General features: G+C 45.4%; 16 protein-coding genes. 9 read left to right on the forward strand and 7 right to left on the reverse strand.

Features of this window, described 5'->3' with window-relative positions:
- Nucleotides 1-118 precede the first annotated feature (118 nt).
- The 3 genes from AACU28_RS22475 to AACU28_RS22485 all read left to right on the forward strand — a co-directional run bounded on the left by AACU28_RS22475 (nucleotide 119) and on the right by AACU28_RS22485 (nucleotide 3,007).
- Entirely contained in the window at nucleotides 119-799 is a 681-nt protein-coding gene (locus tag AACU28_RS22475) for a TIGR00153 family protein (protein ID WP_004735960.1), read from the forward strand.
- A gap of 128 nt (nucleotides 800-927) precedes the next feature.
- Complete coding sequence (locus AACU28_RS22480) at nucleotides 928-2,190, forward strand: inorganic phosphate transporter (protein WP_004735961.1); 1,263 nt, start codon at nucleotides 928-930, stop codon at nucleotides 2,188-2,190.
- 205 nt (nucleotides 2,191-2,395) lie between these two features.
- Entirely contained in the window at nucleotides 2,396-3,007 is a 612-nt protein-coding gene (locus AACU28_RS22485; RefSeq protein WP_004735962.1) for a TIGR04211 family SH3 domain-containing protein, read from the forward strand.
- Between the two features lie 129 nt (nucleotides 3,008-3,136).
- On the opposite strand, the gene AACU28_RS22490 is transcribed toward AACU28_RS22485, so the two are convergent.
- Nucleotides 3,137-4,117 (reverse strand): general secretion pathway protein GspB, encoded by a 981-nt coding sequence (locus tag AACU28_RS22490; protein ID WP_121603611.1) that lies wholly within the window; start codon nucleotides 4,115-4,117, stop codon nucleotides 3,137-3,139.
- Nucleotides 4,117-5,787, reverse strand: coding sequence for an ExeA family protein (locus AACU28_RS22495; protein WP_183091206.1), 1,671 nt, complete (start codon nucleotides 5,785-5,787; stop codon nucleotides 4,117-4,119). The genes AACU28_RS22490 and AACU28_RS22495 overlap by 1 nt, the downstream gene beginning before the upstream one ends.
- 36 nt (nucleotides 5,788-5,823) lie before the next feature.
- Here AACU28_RS22495 and AACU28_RS22500 point away from each other — a divergent pair, with 36 nt between their 5' ends.
- Nucleotides 5,824-7,140, forward strand: a complete 1,317-nt coding sequence (locus AACU28_RS22500) for a multifunctional CCA addition/repair protein (protein WP_121603612.1) — start codon at nucleotides 5,824-5,826, stop codon at nucleotides 7,138-7,140.
- Nucleotides 7,141-7,228: 88 nt separating this feature from the next.
- On the opposite strand, the gene AACU28_RS22505 is transcribed toward AACU28_RS22500, so the two are convergent.
- From AACU28_RS22505 to folB, 3 genes are read right to left on the reverse strand one after another with little or no spacing between them, the layout of a single operon-like run.
- A complete protein-coding gene (locus AACU28_RS22505) occupies nucleotides 7,229-8,032 on the reverse strand; it encodes an undecaprenyl-diphosphate phosphatase (RefSeq protein ID WP_004735967.1) in 804 nt (267 codons plus the stop codon).
- 15 nt (nucleotides 8,033-8,047) lie between these two features.
- Nucleotides 8,048-8,530 (reverse strand): 2-amino-4-hydroxy-6-hydroxymethyldihydropteridine diphosphokinase, encoded by a 483-nt coding sequence (gene folK, locus AACU28_RS22510; RefSeq protein ID WP_102495657.1) that lies wholly within the window; start codon nucleotides 8,528-8,530, stop codon nucleotides 8,048-8,050.
- A complete protein-coding gene (folB, locus tag AACU28_RS22515) occupies nucleotides 8,527-8,886 on the reverse strand; it encodes a dihydroneopterin aldolase (RefSeq protein ID WP_004735969.1) in 360 nt (119 codons plus the stop codon). Before folB ends, folK begins: the two co-directional genes overlap by 4 nt.
- A 138-nt stretch (nucleotides 8,887-9,024) precedes the next feature.
- Here folB and plsY point away from each other — a divergent pair, with 138 nt between their 5' ends.
- A complete protein-coding gene (gene plsY / locus AACU28_RS22520; protein WP_004735970.1) occupies nucleotides 9,025-9,621 on the forward strand; it encodes a glycerol-3-phosphate 1-O-acyltransferase PlsY in 597 nt (198 codons plus the stop codon).
- A gap of 92 nt (nucleotides 9,622-9,713) precedes the next feature.
- On the opposite strand, the gene AACU28_RS22525 is transcribed toward plsY, so the two are convergent.
- Nucleotides 9,714-10,529: an alpha/beta fold hydrolase gene (locus tag AACU28_RS22525; protein WP_121603613.1), complete on the reverse strand. Its 816-nt coding sequence runs from the start codon at nucleotides 10,527-10,529 to the stop codon at nucleotides 9,714-9,716.
- A gap of 178 nt (nucleotides 10,530-10,707) precedes the next feature.
- Nucleotides 10,708-11,724, reverse strand: coding sequence for a tRNA (adenosine(37)-N6)-threonylcarbamoyltransferase complex transferase subunit TsaD (gene tsaD / locus AACU28_RS22530; protein ID WP_004735972.1), 1,017 nt, complete (start codon nucleotides 11,722-11,724; stop codon nucleotides 10,708-10,710).
- Nucleotides 11,725-11,982: 258 nt separating this feature from the next.
- On the opposite strand from tsaD, the gene rpsU reads away from it, so the two are divergent.
- The 4 genes from rpsU to rpoD all read left to right on the forward strand — a co-directional run bounded on the left by rpsU (nucleotide 11,983) and on the right by rpoD (nucleotide 16,482).
- Entirely contained in the window at nucleotides 11,983-12,198 is a 216-nt protein-coding gene (gene rpsU, locus AACU28_RS22535) for a 30S ribosomal protein S21 (protein ID WP_004396009.1), read from the forward strand.
- Nucleotides 12,199-12,223: 25 nt separating this feature from the next.
- On the forward strand, nucleotides 12,224-12,667 hold the full coding sequence (locus tag AACU28_RS22540; protein WP_121603614.1) for a GatB/YqeY domain-containing protein: 444 nt from the start codon (nucleotides 12,224-12,226) through the stop codon (nucleotides 12,665-12,667).
- Between the two features lie 119 nt (nucleotides 12,668-12,786).
- Nucleotides 12,787-14,538, forward strand: coding sequence for a DNA primase (gene dnaG, locus AACU28_RS22545; protein WP_017080230.1), 1,752 nt, complete (start codon nucleotides 12,787-12,789; stop codon nucleotides 14,536-14,538).
- Nucleotides 14,539-14,637: 99 nt separating this feature from the next.
- Entirely contained in the window at nucleotides 14,638-16,482 is a 1,845-nt protein-coding gene (rpoD, locus tag AACU28_RS22550; RefSeq protein ID WP_009847799.1) for an RNA polymerase sigma factor RpoD, read from the forward strand.
- Nucleotides 16,483-16,497: the final 15 nt, after the last annotated feature.

Genomic DNA, 16,497 nt, shown 5'->3' on the forward strand with positions numbered 1-16,497 from the left:
CAGTTTTAATGAGACATTGATTAGGTTAACATGCGCGACTTTGTAGCCATCGCTTAACATTTCACCATGAATATGGTGTATGTTGTTTTAAGGTTATTATTTATTAGGTTGGATGACCATGCCAGTAAATACAATTATGGGGTTATTTGCAAAGTCCCCAATTAAACCTTTGCAGCGTCACGTAGTATGCGTGAACGAATGTTGTTCTCACCTAGTTAATTTCTTTGAAGTTTCTTCAAAAGGTGACTGGGAGAAAGCATCAGAAATTCGAGCTCAGATTTCTCACCTTGAGAAAGAAGCTGACGTACTAAAACGTGAAATTCGCCTTAAACTTCCTCGTGGTTTGTTTATGCCAGTTGATCGCACCGATATGTTGGAGCTATTAACTCAACAAGACAAACTCGCAAACCTAGCGAAAGACATTGCTGGCCGTGTATATGGTCGTCAACTCGTCATTCCAGCTCCAATGCAAGAAAACTTCATCGCTTACGTTAAACGTTGTCTAGATGCAGCGAACCAAGCACAAAACGTAATCAATGAACTAGACGAATTACTTGAGACTGGCTTTAAGGGCCGTGAAGTAACACTCGTTGCTGAAATGATTCATCAGTTAGATGTAATTGAAGATGACACGGACGCGATGCAGATCGAATTACGCCAACAATTAATGGCGATTGAAGACGATATGAATCCAGTTGACATCATGTTCTTATACAAAATTCTTGAATGGGTTGGTGGTATTGCAGATCAAGCACAGCGTGTAGGCGCTCGTCTTGAAGTAATGCTTTCTCGATCTTAAATCATACGCTAACTATATAACGAAGAGCATTTTTTAACCAAACCACTTATGCGCTGAGTATCCCTCTCGCTGAGCGGTTTTTTGCGTCTAAATTTGTTCCGCTTGTTATCAAACAACTAGGTATTACGATGGATATCCTTGCTAACTACGGCACTGTCCTGATTATTGTTGCAGCAGCTTTCGGTTTCTTGATGGCTATTGGTATTGGTGCAAATGACGTTGCGAATGCAATGGGCACTTCAGTAGGCTCTAAAGCTCTAACCGTAAAACAAGCGATCATTATCGCAATGATCTTTGAATTCGCAGGTGCTTACCTTGCGGGCGGCGAAGTAACTGACACGATCCGTAAAGGTGTTATCGAAACGTCTCTATTCGCTCATCAACCTGACGTACTTGTGTACGGCATGATGTCGGCGCTACTGGCTGCTGGTACATGGTTGCTTCTAGCATCATACATGGGCTGGCCAGTATCAACGACTCACTCGATCATCGGTGCAATCATCGGTTTCGCGTGTGTGTCTGTAGGTACAGAAGCCGTAGACTGGAACAGCGTTCAAGGTATTGTGGGTAGTTGGATTGTCACACCGTTGATTTCCGGCATTTTTGCCTATCTCATTTTTGTCAGTGCCCAACGACTGATATTCGATACAGAAAATCCGTTGTTTAACGCTAAGCGTTTTGTGCCTGTGTACATGTTCATTACGACAATGGTTATTGCACTTGTAACAATCAAGAAAGGTCTTAAGCACGTTGGCCTTCACCTAAGCGGCACTGAAGCATGGCTATGGGCAGCAGGTGTTTCTGCTGTAGTCATGGTTGGCGGTTACTTATACATTCAAAAGAAATTTGCTAATCGCGAAGAAGACCATGGCTTTGCCGGTGTAGAAGGTATCTTCAGCGTTCTAATGGTTATTACCGCTTGTGCGATGGCATTCGCTCACGGTTCTAACGATGTAGCAAACGCGATTGGTCCATTGTCTGCTGTAGTATCAACCGTTGAGAATATGGGTGAACTTACAGCGAAAAGCAGCATTGCGTGGTGGATTCTTCCACTAGGTGGTATTGGTATCGTTGTTGGTCTTGCTACCATGGGTCATAAAGTAATGGCGACTGTGGGTACTGGTATTACAGAACTAACACCTAGCCGTGGCTTTGCCGCTCAACTAGCAACGGCATGTACGGTTGTACTTGCTTCTGGTACTGGCCTTCCGATTTCAACCACGCAAACATTGGTTGGTGCGGTTTTAGGTGTAGGTTTTGCTCGTGGTATCGCAGCACTCAACCTAGGCGTTGTGCGTAACATCGTTGCTTCGTGGATTGTAACGCTACCTGCAGGTGCTCTACTTGCTGTTGTGTTCTTCTACGCAATTCAGGCTATGTTTACTATGTAATAGCCCTGGCGTTAGTAAATATTAGCGTCAGAAAACGGTGAGCTTCGGTAATGATATGTAAATACCATGTCATTATTGACTCAAACGCACAGAAAGGGAGGCTTTGCCTCCCTTCTTTGTTGCACCGCATAAAGAAACTAAATATTATTTGCTCATTGAGGCTGACTCATACGCCTACCCAATTTGAATCGTTAAGGGATTTACTGTGAAAAAACTGATTAGCTTAGTTTTGCTCGCAATGCTTGCGGCTCCAGCTGCCTTTGCACAAGACCGTTATATTGCTGACAAACTATTTACTTATATGCATTCTGGCCCAAACAACACATTCCGTATCATCGGTAGTGTTGATGCTGGTGAAAAGATTACTTACCTGCAAACTAACAAGAGCACGGGTTACACCCAGGTTCAAGATAACCGTGGCCGTAAAGGTTGGGTTGAAAGCAAGTTTGTAAGCACACAAGAAAGCATGGCTCTGCGTATGCCTAAGCTAGAGAAAGAGCTGACTGACGTTAAAGGCAAGCTAGCGAATGCTCGTCAAAGTGCTGACAGCGAAAAAGCTGGCCTAGCGAGCTCTTTAGACTCTCGTAACAAGCAAATTTCTGAACTTGAGCAAAACTACAGCGAGATTAGCCAACAACTTACGAGCTCTCAAACAGAGAACCGTGAGCTACGCGCTAAGCTAGACACTCAAAAAGATGATCTGCTACTGAAATACTTTATGTATGGTGGTGGTGTTGCTGGTATTGGTCTACTTCTTGGCCTTGTCCTGCCACACATTATACCTCGTCGCAGAAAGTCACCAAACGGCTGGTCGTAAGCTGATCACTTTACCTGTTTGGCTTATCTTGCGCTAAACAGAGTAAATTCAGTATCGAATATCAAAAAGGAGCACCTCGGTGCTCCTTTTTATTTGTCTGTTCTCTAGGTCTTTAGGGCTATCTAGCTTTTAGCCTTTCCACTCGTACAGAGCGGGGATTTCTATTTTCTGTTGATTGAACTCGATAATCACTGATTGCGGCTTAATTTCGAGTAACTGGATGTCTCTTCCAATCCAATCCCCTTGCGCCACTTCTTGACCATTCACTTTGACCCAACGCTTGGTTTCGCTACTCGAGTACATGTGAGTTTGTAGATCTAACTTAGGTAATACCCCTGATAAGCTATTGGTGTGCGTTTCCAGCTCAATGACCTGAGACCCTACCTGTCCTGCTGGACGCGAGTCCATTGGCTCAGGTGCGCTTTGTTGCTCACCCATCATTGATTCAAGCTTTAAGGCCAAATCGGGGGGTAACTCACTGAGGTCTAGCCCTTGCAGTAAATCACTGTCCGATTGCAGAGCCGTATTCTCATTGCTTACACCTGGCTGAACCTCTTGCTGAGCTAGTGATTCTGACTCTTCTGATGTTCGCACACCACTCTCTGAACTAGCCACAGGCACAATAGCTCCACCAGCGACATTCGTACTTTCAGAGCCAACCTGCGCATACACCTCTTGGCGTGGCAGTGCTTTCAAAGGTTGGCTTGCCGGCGCTGGGCGAACGGCAAATAATACTTCACCTTCTGCATCCATTGACACAGCCTCCACATTGGCTATATCAGCACCAGCGATTTGAGACTCAAGGTCTGATTGAGGTTTTGATTCAGGCAGAGCGACATAGGCAGCTTGGCTAGCCGAGTTTTGTTGTTGGTTATACGATTGATAAGCCAGAACACCACCCACCAACAAAGAAGGCACCAAGATAAGGAGTAGCCCCATTGCTAACGATGCGCCTCGTTTATTGCTAATCCCTTTAACAGAACTTGGCACATGATGATTTTGGTAGCCTTTGAAGCTAGGGCTATTAAAAGATGATTGTTTAAGAGACGCTTGGTTAAGAGGCGGCTGCTTAGCAGACGACTGATTAAGCTCATGCATAATGCGTGACATTAACTTGCGCCTCCATCGAGTGACATCAACTTAGGCGAATCGAGTTGAGCCAATCTTTGTAATCTTGCCAGCGTGCGTTTTCCTGCAATGCCATCGACTGACATCCCTTGCCACATTTGAAACGCTTCAATTTTCATTTTTAACTCATAATCAAATACATCACTGCCCGATACGTCTTCACCCAAAACTTCAGACAATAGCAGATCAAGCAGTGCAATCGCCTCACCTTGATAACCCTCTTTGAGCGTATCTCTGAGTGGCTGTTTCCAAATCGCGACATAATCACCTTGCCAGATTTTCTTTAAGGTACGCTTAGGCATCACCAAGAGCTTTTCGTTAACGAGGAGCTCGACAGACTCCTCAGACGCACCATAAAGCACAGCAAACACTGGCTCTTGATCGATATCCAGATTAAGGACCACGGGTACGCCAAGCTCTAACAATGTATCCAAATTTGACTGTTGTTGCTCGCACACAAAGACACTTTGCGGCTCACTTAAGCACAAGCCATCACGCAGTGAAGACTGATACCCCCAGAGCGTATACAAGTCCTTGATAGCGAGAGAACGATTGGTTCCCTGCATCAAGTGCTGTTGAATATCTTGTGGCAAAGCAAACTTTGAAGGTTTTGGCTCAGCAACCAACTGAGGTTCATTCGCCACCAAAGAGCGCTGAGCCAGTGCAGACACTTCTGTTTTCATTTCACTTGAAGTCTCAGCCGACTGCCATGAATTGATATAGCTTGGAGCAAAATTAAAGGTCGCCATTGCGAGGCCGACACTTAATGTAGCAATCCCTGCGTATTGGAATAACTTAGGTACGACGAGAGAAGATCGAGGCTTTTCGACATGATACACATCGGCCTGAAACGACATAACTTGCTGACACGCTCGGTTAACCGTTTCATTGTTCGGTAATGGCTCACCATCATGAAAAGCCAATTGCAGGGCTTTGTCACACACCAAGTTAATGAGCCTTGGAATACCATGAGTATATTGGGCGATCAGCTTGATTGAACGATTCGAAAACAGCATCTGCTCGCCACCCGCCGTTTCTAAACGAAACGCGATGTACTTGCCAGTTTCTTCAGTATTAAGAGGCAGTAAATGATAGCGACCTGTAATACGCTGTGCTAGCTGACGTAATTGAGTGGTTTGTAAGTGCTGTTGTAATTCCGGTTGGCCGACCAACAGTACTTTTAACAGCTTGCGACTGTCGGTTTCTAAGTTGGTCAGAAGGCGTAGCTGCTCCAGCACATCAGCTGCAAGATGTTGGGCTTCATCGATCACCAATAGGGTTTGAATGCCTTCAGCATGACTATCGAGCAGGAAGTAATGAATGGCCTGACTCAGCTGTTTCAACGATGCTTGTTCAGGGTACTCGACCTCAAACTCATCACAGATAGCTTCTAGTAAATCCGTATTGGAAAACGTAGGGTTGAGTATAAGGCCAGCTTGAGTCTGATTATCGAGTGATGACAACATCGCTTTGGCGACCGTTGTTTTCCCTGTACCAACCTCACCAGTAAGCATCGCAAAGCCCCCACCCTCGCCTAAACCGGCTTGTAGGTTCTGCATCGCTTCTTGATGACGCTGACTCAAAAACAAGTAGCGAGAATTTGGTACAATCGAAAATGGCATCTCAACGAAGCCAAAATATTCCTTATACATGTGCTGCCCTATAATTACGATTAATGGAAAGTACCATTGCTTGCAGTAAAGTCCAGCAGTGATAAAACATTTCGAGGTGATAAGTTGCAAATATACGATAGCCTACCAAAAGACAATGGGCTACAACGCTACCTAGTCGGTGGAGCGGTGCGCGATAAGCTGCTCAACATTGATAGCTATGATAGAGATTGGGTCGTGGTAGGGAGTACTCCTCAAGAGATGGAAAACCTTGGCTTTACTGCTGTGGGCAAAGACTTCCCCGTATTCTTACATCCAAAGACGAAAGAAGAGCACGCACTGGCTCGCACCGAAAGAAAGTCAGGTTCGGGTTACACAGGTTTCGAATGTTACTTTGCACCAGATGTGAGTTTGGAAGAAGATCTCATGCGCCGCGATCTCACGATAAACGCCATCGCTCAAGATGACAAAGGCGAGCTTTACGATCCTTACCATGGCCAAAAAGATCTCTATGATCGTATTCTAAGGCACGTCTCGGACGCTTTTGTTGAAGATCCTCTTCGTGTGCTGCGTGTGGCTCGCTTCGCCGCCAAACTCCATCACCTCAACTTTACGGTTGCACCAGAAACAATGGTGATGATGAGTGAGATAGTTCAATCCGGTGAACTGGCACATCTCACTGCCGAACGAGTTTGGCAAGAGTGGCATAAATCCCTTAGTACTCCGCATCCTGAAGTGTTCCTTTCTGTACTGAAAGAGTGTGGCGCATTGGCTGTTGTGTTGCCTGAAATTGACGCGCTGTTTGGTGTGCCTCAACCTGAAAAATGGCACCCTGAGATCGACACGGGCATTCACACTCTGATGGTTGCTCAGCAAGCTGCGCTATTAAGCTCATCATTACCCGTGCGTTTTGCCGCTCAAGTACATGATTTAGGTAAAGGCGTCACGCCAAAAAGCGAGTTGCCAAGCCACAAAATGCATTGCCATACAGGCTTAAAAATCATTAAGAAGCTGTGTGAAAGAGTCAGAGTGCCCAATGAATTCAGAGATCTCGCACTGTTAGTTTGCGAGCAACATTCTAATATCCACCGTGCAGGCGAGCTCAAGCCAACCACCTTTCTCAAGGTTCTCAATAAGTTTGATGTTTGGCGTAAGCCAGATAGGCTCGACGATATACTGCTTTGCTGCCAAGCCGATCATGCTGGTCGTAAAGGATTAGAAGATCAGCCTTACCCTCAGAAAGCGCGTTTTGAAATGGCTTACCAAGCAGCGCTTCAAGTCGAAGTTAAAGCGATTATTGCCGATGGTTTTCAAGGTAAAGACATTCGAGAAGAACAAGAGAAGCGTAGAGCTTCCGCAATTGAAAACGCCCTATCAGAACTCGCTGATCAATAAGCTTTATAACGCTGATTAAAATGCATTAAAAAACCCGCGACTAGGCGGGTTTTTCGTTTCAACTTGTAGGGTGCTGCATAAGCGCTTTTTACTGCATCATCAAGAAAGCAAACAGACCAAAACCTAGAATCAGGCGGTAGATAACAAACGGTGTCATGCCCATACGTGAGATAAGCTTCAAGAAGAAGTGAATACAGATATAAGCACTGATGAAAGAAACCACGATACCCGTAAGCAAGGTGCCAACATGGATAGGGTCACCACTGGTCACTAACTTCAGACCTAAGTAACCACCCGCCAGAGTGATGATTGGGATAGACATTAGGAAAGAGAATCGAGCCGCGGCTTCACGTGTGAAACCAAGGTAAAGCGCTGCAGTAATCGTCGCGCCAGAACGGGACGTACCTGGAATAATCGCCATGGCTTGAGCAAGACCAATAAACAGCGCCTTTTTCCAACCCGCTTGATATTCGTCATCACGCAGGCTTGAGTTCTTATCCACCCACCATAGCAACAGACCAAAGATAATCGTGGTCGTCGCGATCACCCATGCACTGCGCAAGTAAAGCTCAACAATATCTTTCATTAACAAACCAAAGATACACGCGGGAATCGTCGCGAGAATGATCATCCACGCGAGCTTCGCTTCTTTACTGCGATCGCCTTTAAACACGGAACCAAAGAATGCGCTCAACAGAGAGACCACTTCTTTGCGGAAATAGATAACTACTGCGGCCAAAGTACCAACGTGGACCGCAACATCAAAAGCCAAGCCTTGATCTTCCCAACCTAAAACAGCCGAAGGAAGGATTAAGTGTGCAGAACTGGAAATAGGTAAAAACTCAGTAAAGCCTTGCACCAACGCCAACATAAACGCTTCAAAATAACTCATTACTTACCTTAAAAATTATAGTGTTATATCTACGACAGAGAGCGAATCTAATTGCTGCATCTTCTGCCATATTTCACTGACGGTTCTTCCATCTTGCGGGATTACTCTCGTAGGACAGAGATCATAAAGTGGTTGTGTTACAAAAGGATATTTATAGATATCACTGCGTGGTAATTCTGGTTCGCTTTCAGAAACCACGTCTCCAAACAGCACAATATCAAGATCGAGCTTTCGATCTTGAAGTTTATGAGCATCTTGAGAGCGACCCCATTTAAACTCAATTTTACGAAGTTGCTGTGAAAATTCAGTCAATGAGAGTGATGTGTCGAGCTCTATCACAAAGTTATAAAACGAATGGCTTTCAAACCCTACAGGCTCACAATGATAGATCTTAGAGCATTTAAGGTTAGTCCCTAACGATTGAAGCTCTGTCCATGCCACCCTTGCATGCTTGTCGCGGTCTATGTTCGTGCCAACACCAACATAGGCTATTGTCATGCTTGACCTCGTTCGATGATCACACCGACGGCTTTTGCTTGTGGCACTGCGCCAGGCTTCGCTAAACGGATTTTAATCCAAGGCACTGAGAACTGAGTCATGATTAATTCAGCGACTTCTTCTGCCACACGCTCAACCAATAGGAATCGGCCATTCGCAATGTGGTCAAGTACGGCAGTGCTGACTGTCGAGTAATCCAAAGCATCAACAACATCATCACTCTTACCTGCAGGGCGGTTGTCATGAGCCATTTCAATATCAAGTACAAGTTTTTGTTTGATCTCTTGTTCCCAATCGTAAACACCGATCGTTGTAATTACTTCTAGCTGTTCAATGAAAACTTTATCCAGTGCCATGACTTGTCCTTTTAGAGGTCGGATACCCATATGGGGGAAAAAAACGTATTATTCGTGTAATTCCAGATATGATATCAATTACTCTTGGATTGAGCATTATTTTCCCATCGTTAGACTTATAACCGTTTAAGGAAAAACATGACCCCTTTGGCACTTATCATGATCATTGCGGCCTATTTGCTAGGTTCAATTTCGAGTGCGGTCTTGATATGCCGAGTCTTAAGACTTCCTGATCCAAGAACGGTAGGCTCCAACAATCCAGGGGCCACCAATGTACTGCGTGTGGGCGGCAAAGGCGCCGCTGCAGCCGTGCTACTTTGTGACATGCTTAAAGGCACCATTCCGGTCTGGCTTGGCTACTACCTCAATATCGACTCGATCATTTTAGGCGTCGTGGCGATTGCTGCATGCCTTGGTCATATGTATCCAATATTCTTCCACTTTAAAGGTGGTAAAGGCGTCGCAACGGCACTCGGAGCCATCGCCCCAATTGGATTCGATCTAACGGGCATGATCATGGCGACTTGGTTGGTTGTGGCATTTTTGTTTCGTTATTCTTCTCTAGCGGCACTGGTTACTGTGTTGCTCGCACCTTTCTACGCTTGGTTAGTCAAACCTCAATACACACTGCCTGTAGCCATGTTGTGTTGTTTGATCGTCCTACGTCACCATCAGAATATTCGTCGCCTACTCGATGGCAGTGAACCAAAACTCGGGCAAAAAAAATCGGCTTAAACTGTCATGTCTAAGCCGAACCATTTTTAAACCGAGATAAATTTAAACCGACACAAGTCTCAATCGATCAATACTATTCAGTCTTTAAGAGCTTACAGCAGATGTTTATCTAAAAACGTCTTCAGCATTGTGTTCACAAACTCTGGTTGCTCAAGCGAGCTAATATGACCAGCGCCAGGAATCACCACTAACTCACTGCCCGTAATGCAATCATGCATTAGGTATGACTCAAGTGCCGGACGCGGCTTATCTTCTTGTCCAACGGCAATCAACACTGGCAGTGCAAAGTTCTCTACCGCTTCAATCATATCGCGACGCCCAAACACCATTCGACCGATTCGTGCGACTTCTTCTGCTTTCTCACCCTCAAGTGATGATAGCTGCTGAGTAAAACCTTCCACTAAAGCTGGTGAGTTAGTTTGAGCATCATTGGCGAAGAACAGTGGAACAACCGCTTCTACAATCGGCTGAGGAACCATTTTGGTTTGAGTAATTGTGTCTAACATGCTGAAGTATTTAGCATGAGCAACTTCTGGCTCTAAACCAACAAAGGTATCCATAAGTACCAGAGACTTGATTCGTGCAGGAGCTAACTCCGCCAACTCTGTTCCCCACATACCGCCAACCGATAAGCCAACCACAGAAAATTCATCGATATCTAAATGATCAAGCAGAGCCAAAACGTGCTGAGCGTAATCTTTCAAGTTACGCATCGAAGCTGGTGCAGCTTGAGACTCACCATGAGACCAAAGCTCTGGAACAATACAGCGATACTGCGTTTTTAATGCTTCGATCTGCGGCTTCCACATTGCACTATCCCAAAGGTAGCTGTGGCCTAACACAACAACAGGGCCTTGACCTTCATCTAGGTACGCCATCGACTGGTTGTCTACTGTAAACTTGTTCATTTTCTTCCCTAATCTCTATTAGCAATTATTTATCGACACATAGTCGGTAAGCTAGGATATAAAAACGGCCGCACAAGGCGACCGTTTATCGAAACACACTGGTTTATTCTGCGCTTAGCTTTTGTTGATCGACGGTTTCTCGTTGAACGATTGCTACTAGCCAAGCGATTGCTACGAGCTAAGCAATTGGCTCTAGTTGGTCAATTGGCCAACGCGGCGTGGCATGAACAGACAAATCAGCCGTTTCACCATTTTTAAGGCGTTGCATGCCCGCATAAGCGATCATCGCACCGTTATCTGTACAGAACTCAGTTCGTGGGTAGTAAACCTCACCACCGATTTTCTTCGCTAGCGCTTCAAGCTCAATACGTAGCTGTTTGTTGGCACTAACACCGCCAGCAATCACGATACGTTTCATGCCCGTCTCTACCAAGGCACGCTTACACTTGATTACCAAGGTCGCACAAACCGCTTCTTGGAACGCGTAAGCAATATCAGCACGAGTTTGGTCATCATTGTCATTAGCGCGAATGGTATTTGCCGCAAACGTTTTCAAACCAGAAAAGCTCATATCTAGCCCTGGGCGATCGGTCATTGGACGTGGGAACTTAAAACGCCCCGGAGTCCCTTTTTCTGCGAGTCGAGATAACAGCGGGCCACCCGGGTAATCTAAGCCCATCAGCTTCGCGGTTTTATCAAACGCTTCACCCGCCGCATCATCAATCGATTCACCAAGGATTCGGTATTCACCAATGCCTTTTACTTCGACCATCATGGTATGACCGCCAGAAACCAGCAGAGCAACAAATGGGAATGGTGGAGGATTGTCTTCTAGCATTGGCGCAAGAAGGTGACCTTCCATATGGTGTACTGGCACAGCAGGCACGCCCCACGCATAAGCAATACTGCGACCAATTGTTGCACCCACAAGCAATGCACCAACTAAACCGGGACCAGCTGTGTAAGCCACGCCATCAATGTCTTTCGACGTTAGGTTCGCTTCTGCCAATGCCGCTTTAATCAGTGGAATAGTTTTTTTTACGTGGTCACGCGACGCTAGCTCAGGTACCACACCACCGTAATCGGCGTGCAGTTTTACTTGGCTGTATAACTGATGAGAAAGCAGCCCTTGCTCATCATCATAAATTGCGATTCCTGTTTCATCACAAGAGGTTTCAATACCAATAATGCGCATAATTTTCTCGGCACGCTTTCGTCTAAAATGGGAAATTAGCGCAATATTACCCTGCCTAAGCTCTTCAAACAAATATTGTACAGACTATAATCGACAAAGTGCTTTACAAAGCCACTGTGATCGGATTAAAATTCCGCACCATTTTTGATCAAGCTGGTTAATGGCCAAACGCGAATAGAGAGTTAGCTCGATGGGTAACTTCTCTGATTTGGTACTGAGTAACCAGCGATAATGAATAACCCCTGAGGTGAAAGGCATATGCCAATAGTTAAAGTACGTGAAAACGAACCGTTCGACGTTGCACTACGTCGTTTCAAGCGCTCTTGTGAAAAAGCAGGTATCCTTTCTGAAGTGCGTCGTCGTGAGCATTACGAAAAGCCAACTACAGTTCGCAAACGCGCTAAAGCAGCAGCTCAAAAGCGTCACGCTAAAAAGCTAGCTCGCGAAAACGCACGTCGCGTTCGTCTGTACTAATAACTTAATCCATAAGGACTGAGTTATGGCTCTTATTGAACAACTCAAAGAAGAGCAAAAATTAGCGATGAAAGCCAAGGACAAACCGCGCCTTGGCACTATCCGCTTAGCTCTTTCAGCAATTAAGCAACGTGAAGTTGACGAACGGATCACTCTGAACGACGACGACATTATTGCGATATTAGTTAAAATGGTTAAGCAACGTCGCGATTCTGTTGCTCAATATGAATCGGCAAATCGTCAAGATCTTGCTGACGTGGAAAAAGCAGAAATTACGGTACTTGAAGGCTTTATGCCTCAACCGCTAACTGAAGAAGAAGTTATTGCACTACTTGATAGCGCAATTGCAGAAACTCAACCTGCGGGCATGCAAGACATGGGTAAAGTAATGGCTATCTTGAAACCACAAATTCAAGGGCGTGCAGATATGGGTAAAGTTAGTGGTTTAGTTCGTTCTAAACTCGCTTAATCCCAAATCAAATTGCAACAAGCCGTGCAATCCTTCGGAACGCACGGCTTGTTTGTATCTGTAACCTATTCAAACTATTATTATCCACACTCTCAGTTAGTGCATTTTTCTAAGGTTTTATGGCAGGACACATCCCGCGTAGTTTCATCGATGATCTCCTAGCGCGTCTCGACATTGTCGATATTGTGGACGCACGCGTGAAACTTAAGAAAAAAGGCAAAAACTATGGTGCTTGTTGCCCATTTCACAACGAAAAGACCCCTTCTTTCAGCGTAAGCCAAGAAAAACAGTTTTATCACTGCTTTGGTTGTGGCGTACACGGCAATGCTATCGACTTCATTATGGAGTTCGAACGTCTCGATTTTGTTGAAGCGATTGAAGAGCTGGCCTCATTTTTAGGACTTGATGTTCCTAGAGAACAGCGCAGCGGTGAAATATCCACGGCGCCAAGAGCCAACAGCGAACAAAAACGTAACCTCTACGATTTGATGGGCGGCATCAGTAATTTTTACCGCTCTCAGCTGAAAATCTCAGCGAACAAACCTGCGATTGATTACCTAAAAAATCGCGGTCTTTCTGGTGAAATCGTACAGAAATTTGGCATTGGCTACGTCGCTGATGAATGGGACTTGGTTCGTAAGAACTTTGGCCAACAAAAAGAAGCCCAAGATATGCTCGTTACTGGCGGCATGTTGATAGAAAACGATAAAGGCAACCGATACGATCGATTCCGTGGACGCGTGATGTTCCCGATTCGTGACCGTCGAGGCCGAGTGATCGGGTTTGGTGGTCGTGTTTTAGAAGACGGCACGCCAAAGTATCTAAACTCGCCAGAAACGCCGATCTTCCATAAAGGTAAAGAGCTTTACGGCCTTTATGAAGTGTTACAAGCATACCGTGAACCGCCTCAAGTACTTGTGGTTGAAGGTTATATGGATGTTGTCGCACTAGCGCAGTACGGTGTCGATTACTCAGTGGCATCACTGGGTACCTCAACAACCGGTGATCACGTTCAGATGTTGTTCCGCCAGACCAATACTGTGGTTTGTTGTTACGATGGTGATAGAGCAGGTAAAGAGGCCGCGTGGCGCGCACTAGAAAATGCGCTTGAATACCTAAAAACAGGTAACACACTCAAGTTTCTGTTCTTGCCAGACGGTGAAGACCCAGACAGCTATATTAGAGAACACGGTCAGGCTGCTTTCGAACAGCTCGTCCACAATGCGACGCCGCTTTCGACCTATTTGTTCGATAACCTGATAGAAATACACAAGCTGAATTTAGGAACAACAGAAGGAAAATCGGCACTGCGTGCACACGCGAGCGCCTTGATTAGTAAAATTCCTGACAGTTACTTCCAAGAACTGCTCGAAAAATTGCTCGATGAGCGAACTGGATTTGATAACCAATTGAGGCGTGCTCGCGTTCACACAAAGAACCCGACACCTCAACCGCATAAAGAGCTCAAGCGCACTCCAATGCGTGAAGTTATCGCTTTGCTTATCCAAAATCCGAGCTATGCTGATATGGTACCGGATTTATCAAGTGTCAAAGGCTTACAGCTGCCTGGACTAAGTTTATTCGTCGAAGTACTTGATATCTGCCGAGTGAACCCCCATATCAGCACAGGCCAATTATTAGAACATTGGCGAGAGAACAAACATGAGGCACTTCTGTCTCGTCTCGCGAGCTGGGAAATCCCCCTCGACGAAGACAATCAAGAAGACATATTTTTAGACTCATTGGACAATATCCTTGCCCAGTGCGTTGAAAAACAAATTGAAAACCTGCAGGCCAAAGCAAGAAGTGTCGGTTTATCAGCCGAAGAAAAAAGGGAGCTACTAGCTTTAATGCTAGATCTAAAAGCGTAACCCTGTTTGATTAGTCAGCATTTAATAAATTTGTTAACATAATTGGTTTGCATTTGAGAATGCAACGTCCTTCACCAGACCTGAAGTTGGATATCATCTATGGATCAAAATCCGCAGTCACAGCTAAAATTACTTGTTATTAAAGGCAAGGAACAAGGCTATCTGACCTACGCCGAAGTAAACGACCACCTACCTGCAGAAATCGTGGATTCTGAACAGGTAGAAGACATCATTCAAATGATCAATGACATGGGTATCAAGGTAGTAGAAACTGCACCTGACGCTGATGATCTAGCTCTTAATGATGACGATGCCAATATAGATGAAGATGCAGCTGAAGCTGCTGCTGCTGCGCTTTCAAGCGTAGAAAGCGAGATTGGCCGTACAACTGACCCAGTTCGTATGTACATGCGTGAAATGGGTACAGTTGAACTACTGACTCGTGAAGGCGAAATCGACATTGCAAAGCGTATTGAAGATGGTATCAATACCGTTCAATTATCTGTTGCTGAGTACCCAGGCACGATTCCATACATCTTGGAACAGTTTGACCGCGTACTCGCTGAAGAGATTCGCTTAACAGATCTAATTAATGGCTTTGTTGACCCAGACGACGATGGCACAGCTGCGCCAACGGCGACTCACATCGGTTCAGAGCTCGCTAAAACTGATCTAGAAGACGAAGACAAAGAAGAAGCAGAAGACGACGAAGAAGAAGAAGAGGAAGATACAGGTATTGATCCTGAGCTTGCTCTTGAGAAATTCACAGCGCTTCGCACTAGCTACCAAAACCGTCAACTAGCAATCAATGAATACGGCCACGAAAGCCCGAAAGCAACGCTTGCAACAACAATGATGCAAGACGTATTCAAAGAATTCCGTCTGACGCCAAAACAGTTTGATTACCTAGTAAACGAACTGCGTACTTCAATGGATCGCGTACGTACTCAAGAACGCCTAATCATGCGTCAAACGGTTGAGTACGGCAAAATGCCGAAGAAATCTTTCATTGCTCTATTTACTGGCAATGAATCTAGCGAAGCATGGTTGGACGAAGTTCTTGCTTCAGACAAGCCATACGCAGAAAAGATCAAACGTAACGAACACGACATCCGTCGCTCTATCCAAAAGCTGGATATCATCGAACGTGAAACGTCTCTTACTGTTCAAAGCATCAAAGATATCAGCCGTCGTATGTCTATCGGTGAAGCGAAAGCTCGTCGTGCGAAGAAAGAGATGGTTGAAGCGAACTTACGTCTAGTAATCTCGATTGCTAAGAAGTACACAAACCGTGGTCTACAATTCCTGGATCTAATCCAAGAAGGTAACATCGGTCTGATGAAAGCGGTAGATAAGTTTGAATACCGTCGTGGTTACAAGTTCTCTACTTACGCTACGTGGTGGATCCGTCAAGCAATCACTCGTTCGATTGCCGACCAAGCTCGTACTATCCGTATTCCGGTTCACATGATCGAAACGATCAACAAACTAAACCGTATCTCTCGTCAAATGCTACAAGAGATGGGTCGTGAACCGCTTCCGGAAGAACTGGCTGAGCGCATGCAAATGCCTGAAGACAAGATCCGTAAAGTACTGAAAATTGCTAAAGAGCCTATCTCAATGGAGACACCAATCGGTGACGACGAAGATTCGCACCTAGGTGATTTCATCGAGGATACAACGCTAGAACTGCCTTTAGACTCTGCAACGGCAACAAGCCTGCGCGGTGCAACTAAAGACGTTCTTGCAGGCCTAACGCCTCGAGAAGCGAAAGTACTGCGTATGCGTTTCGGTATCGACATGAACACTGACCACACTCTTGAAGAGGTTGGTAAACAGTTCGACGTAACTCGTGAACGTATCCGTCAGATCGAAGCAAAAGCACTGCGTAAACTTCGTCACCCAAGCCGCTCAGAAACTCTGCGTAGCTTCCTAGACGAGTAATTACACGCTTTAGTG

It is taken from the genome of Vibrio sp. SBT000027, assembly GCF_963894355.1.
GTDB classification, from domain to species: Bacteria; Pseudomonadota; Gammaproteobacteria; order Enterobacterales; family Vibrionaceae; genus Vibrio; species Vibrio splendidus.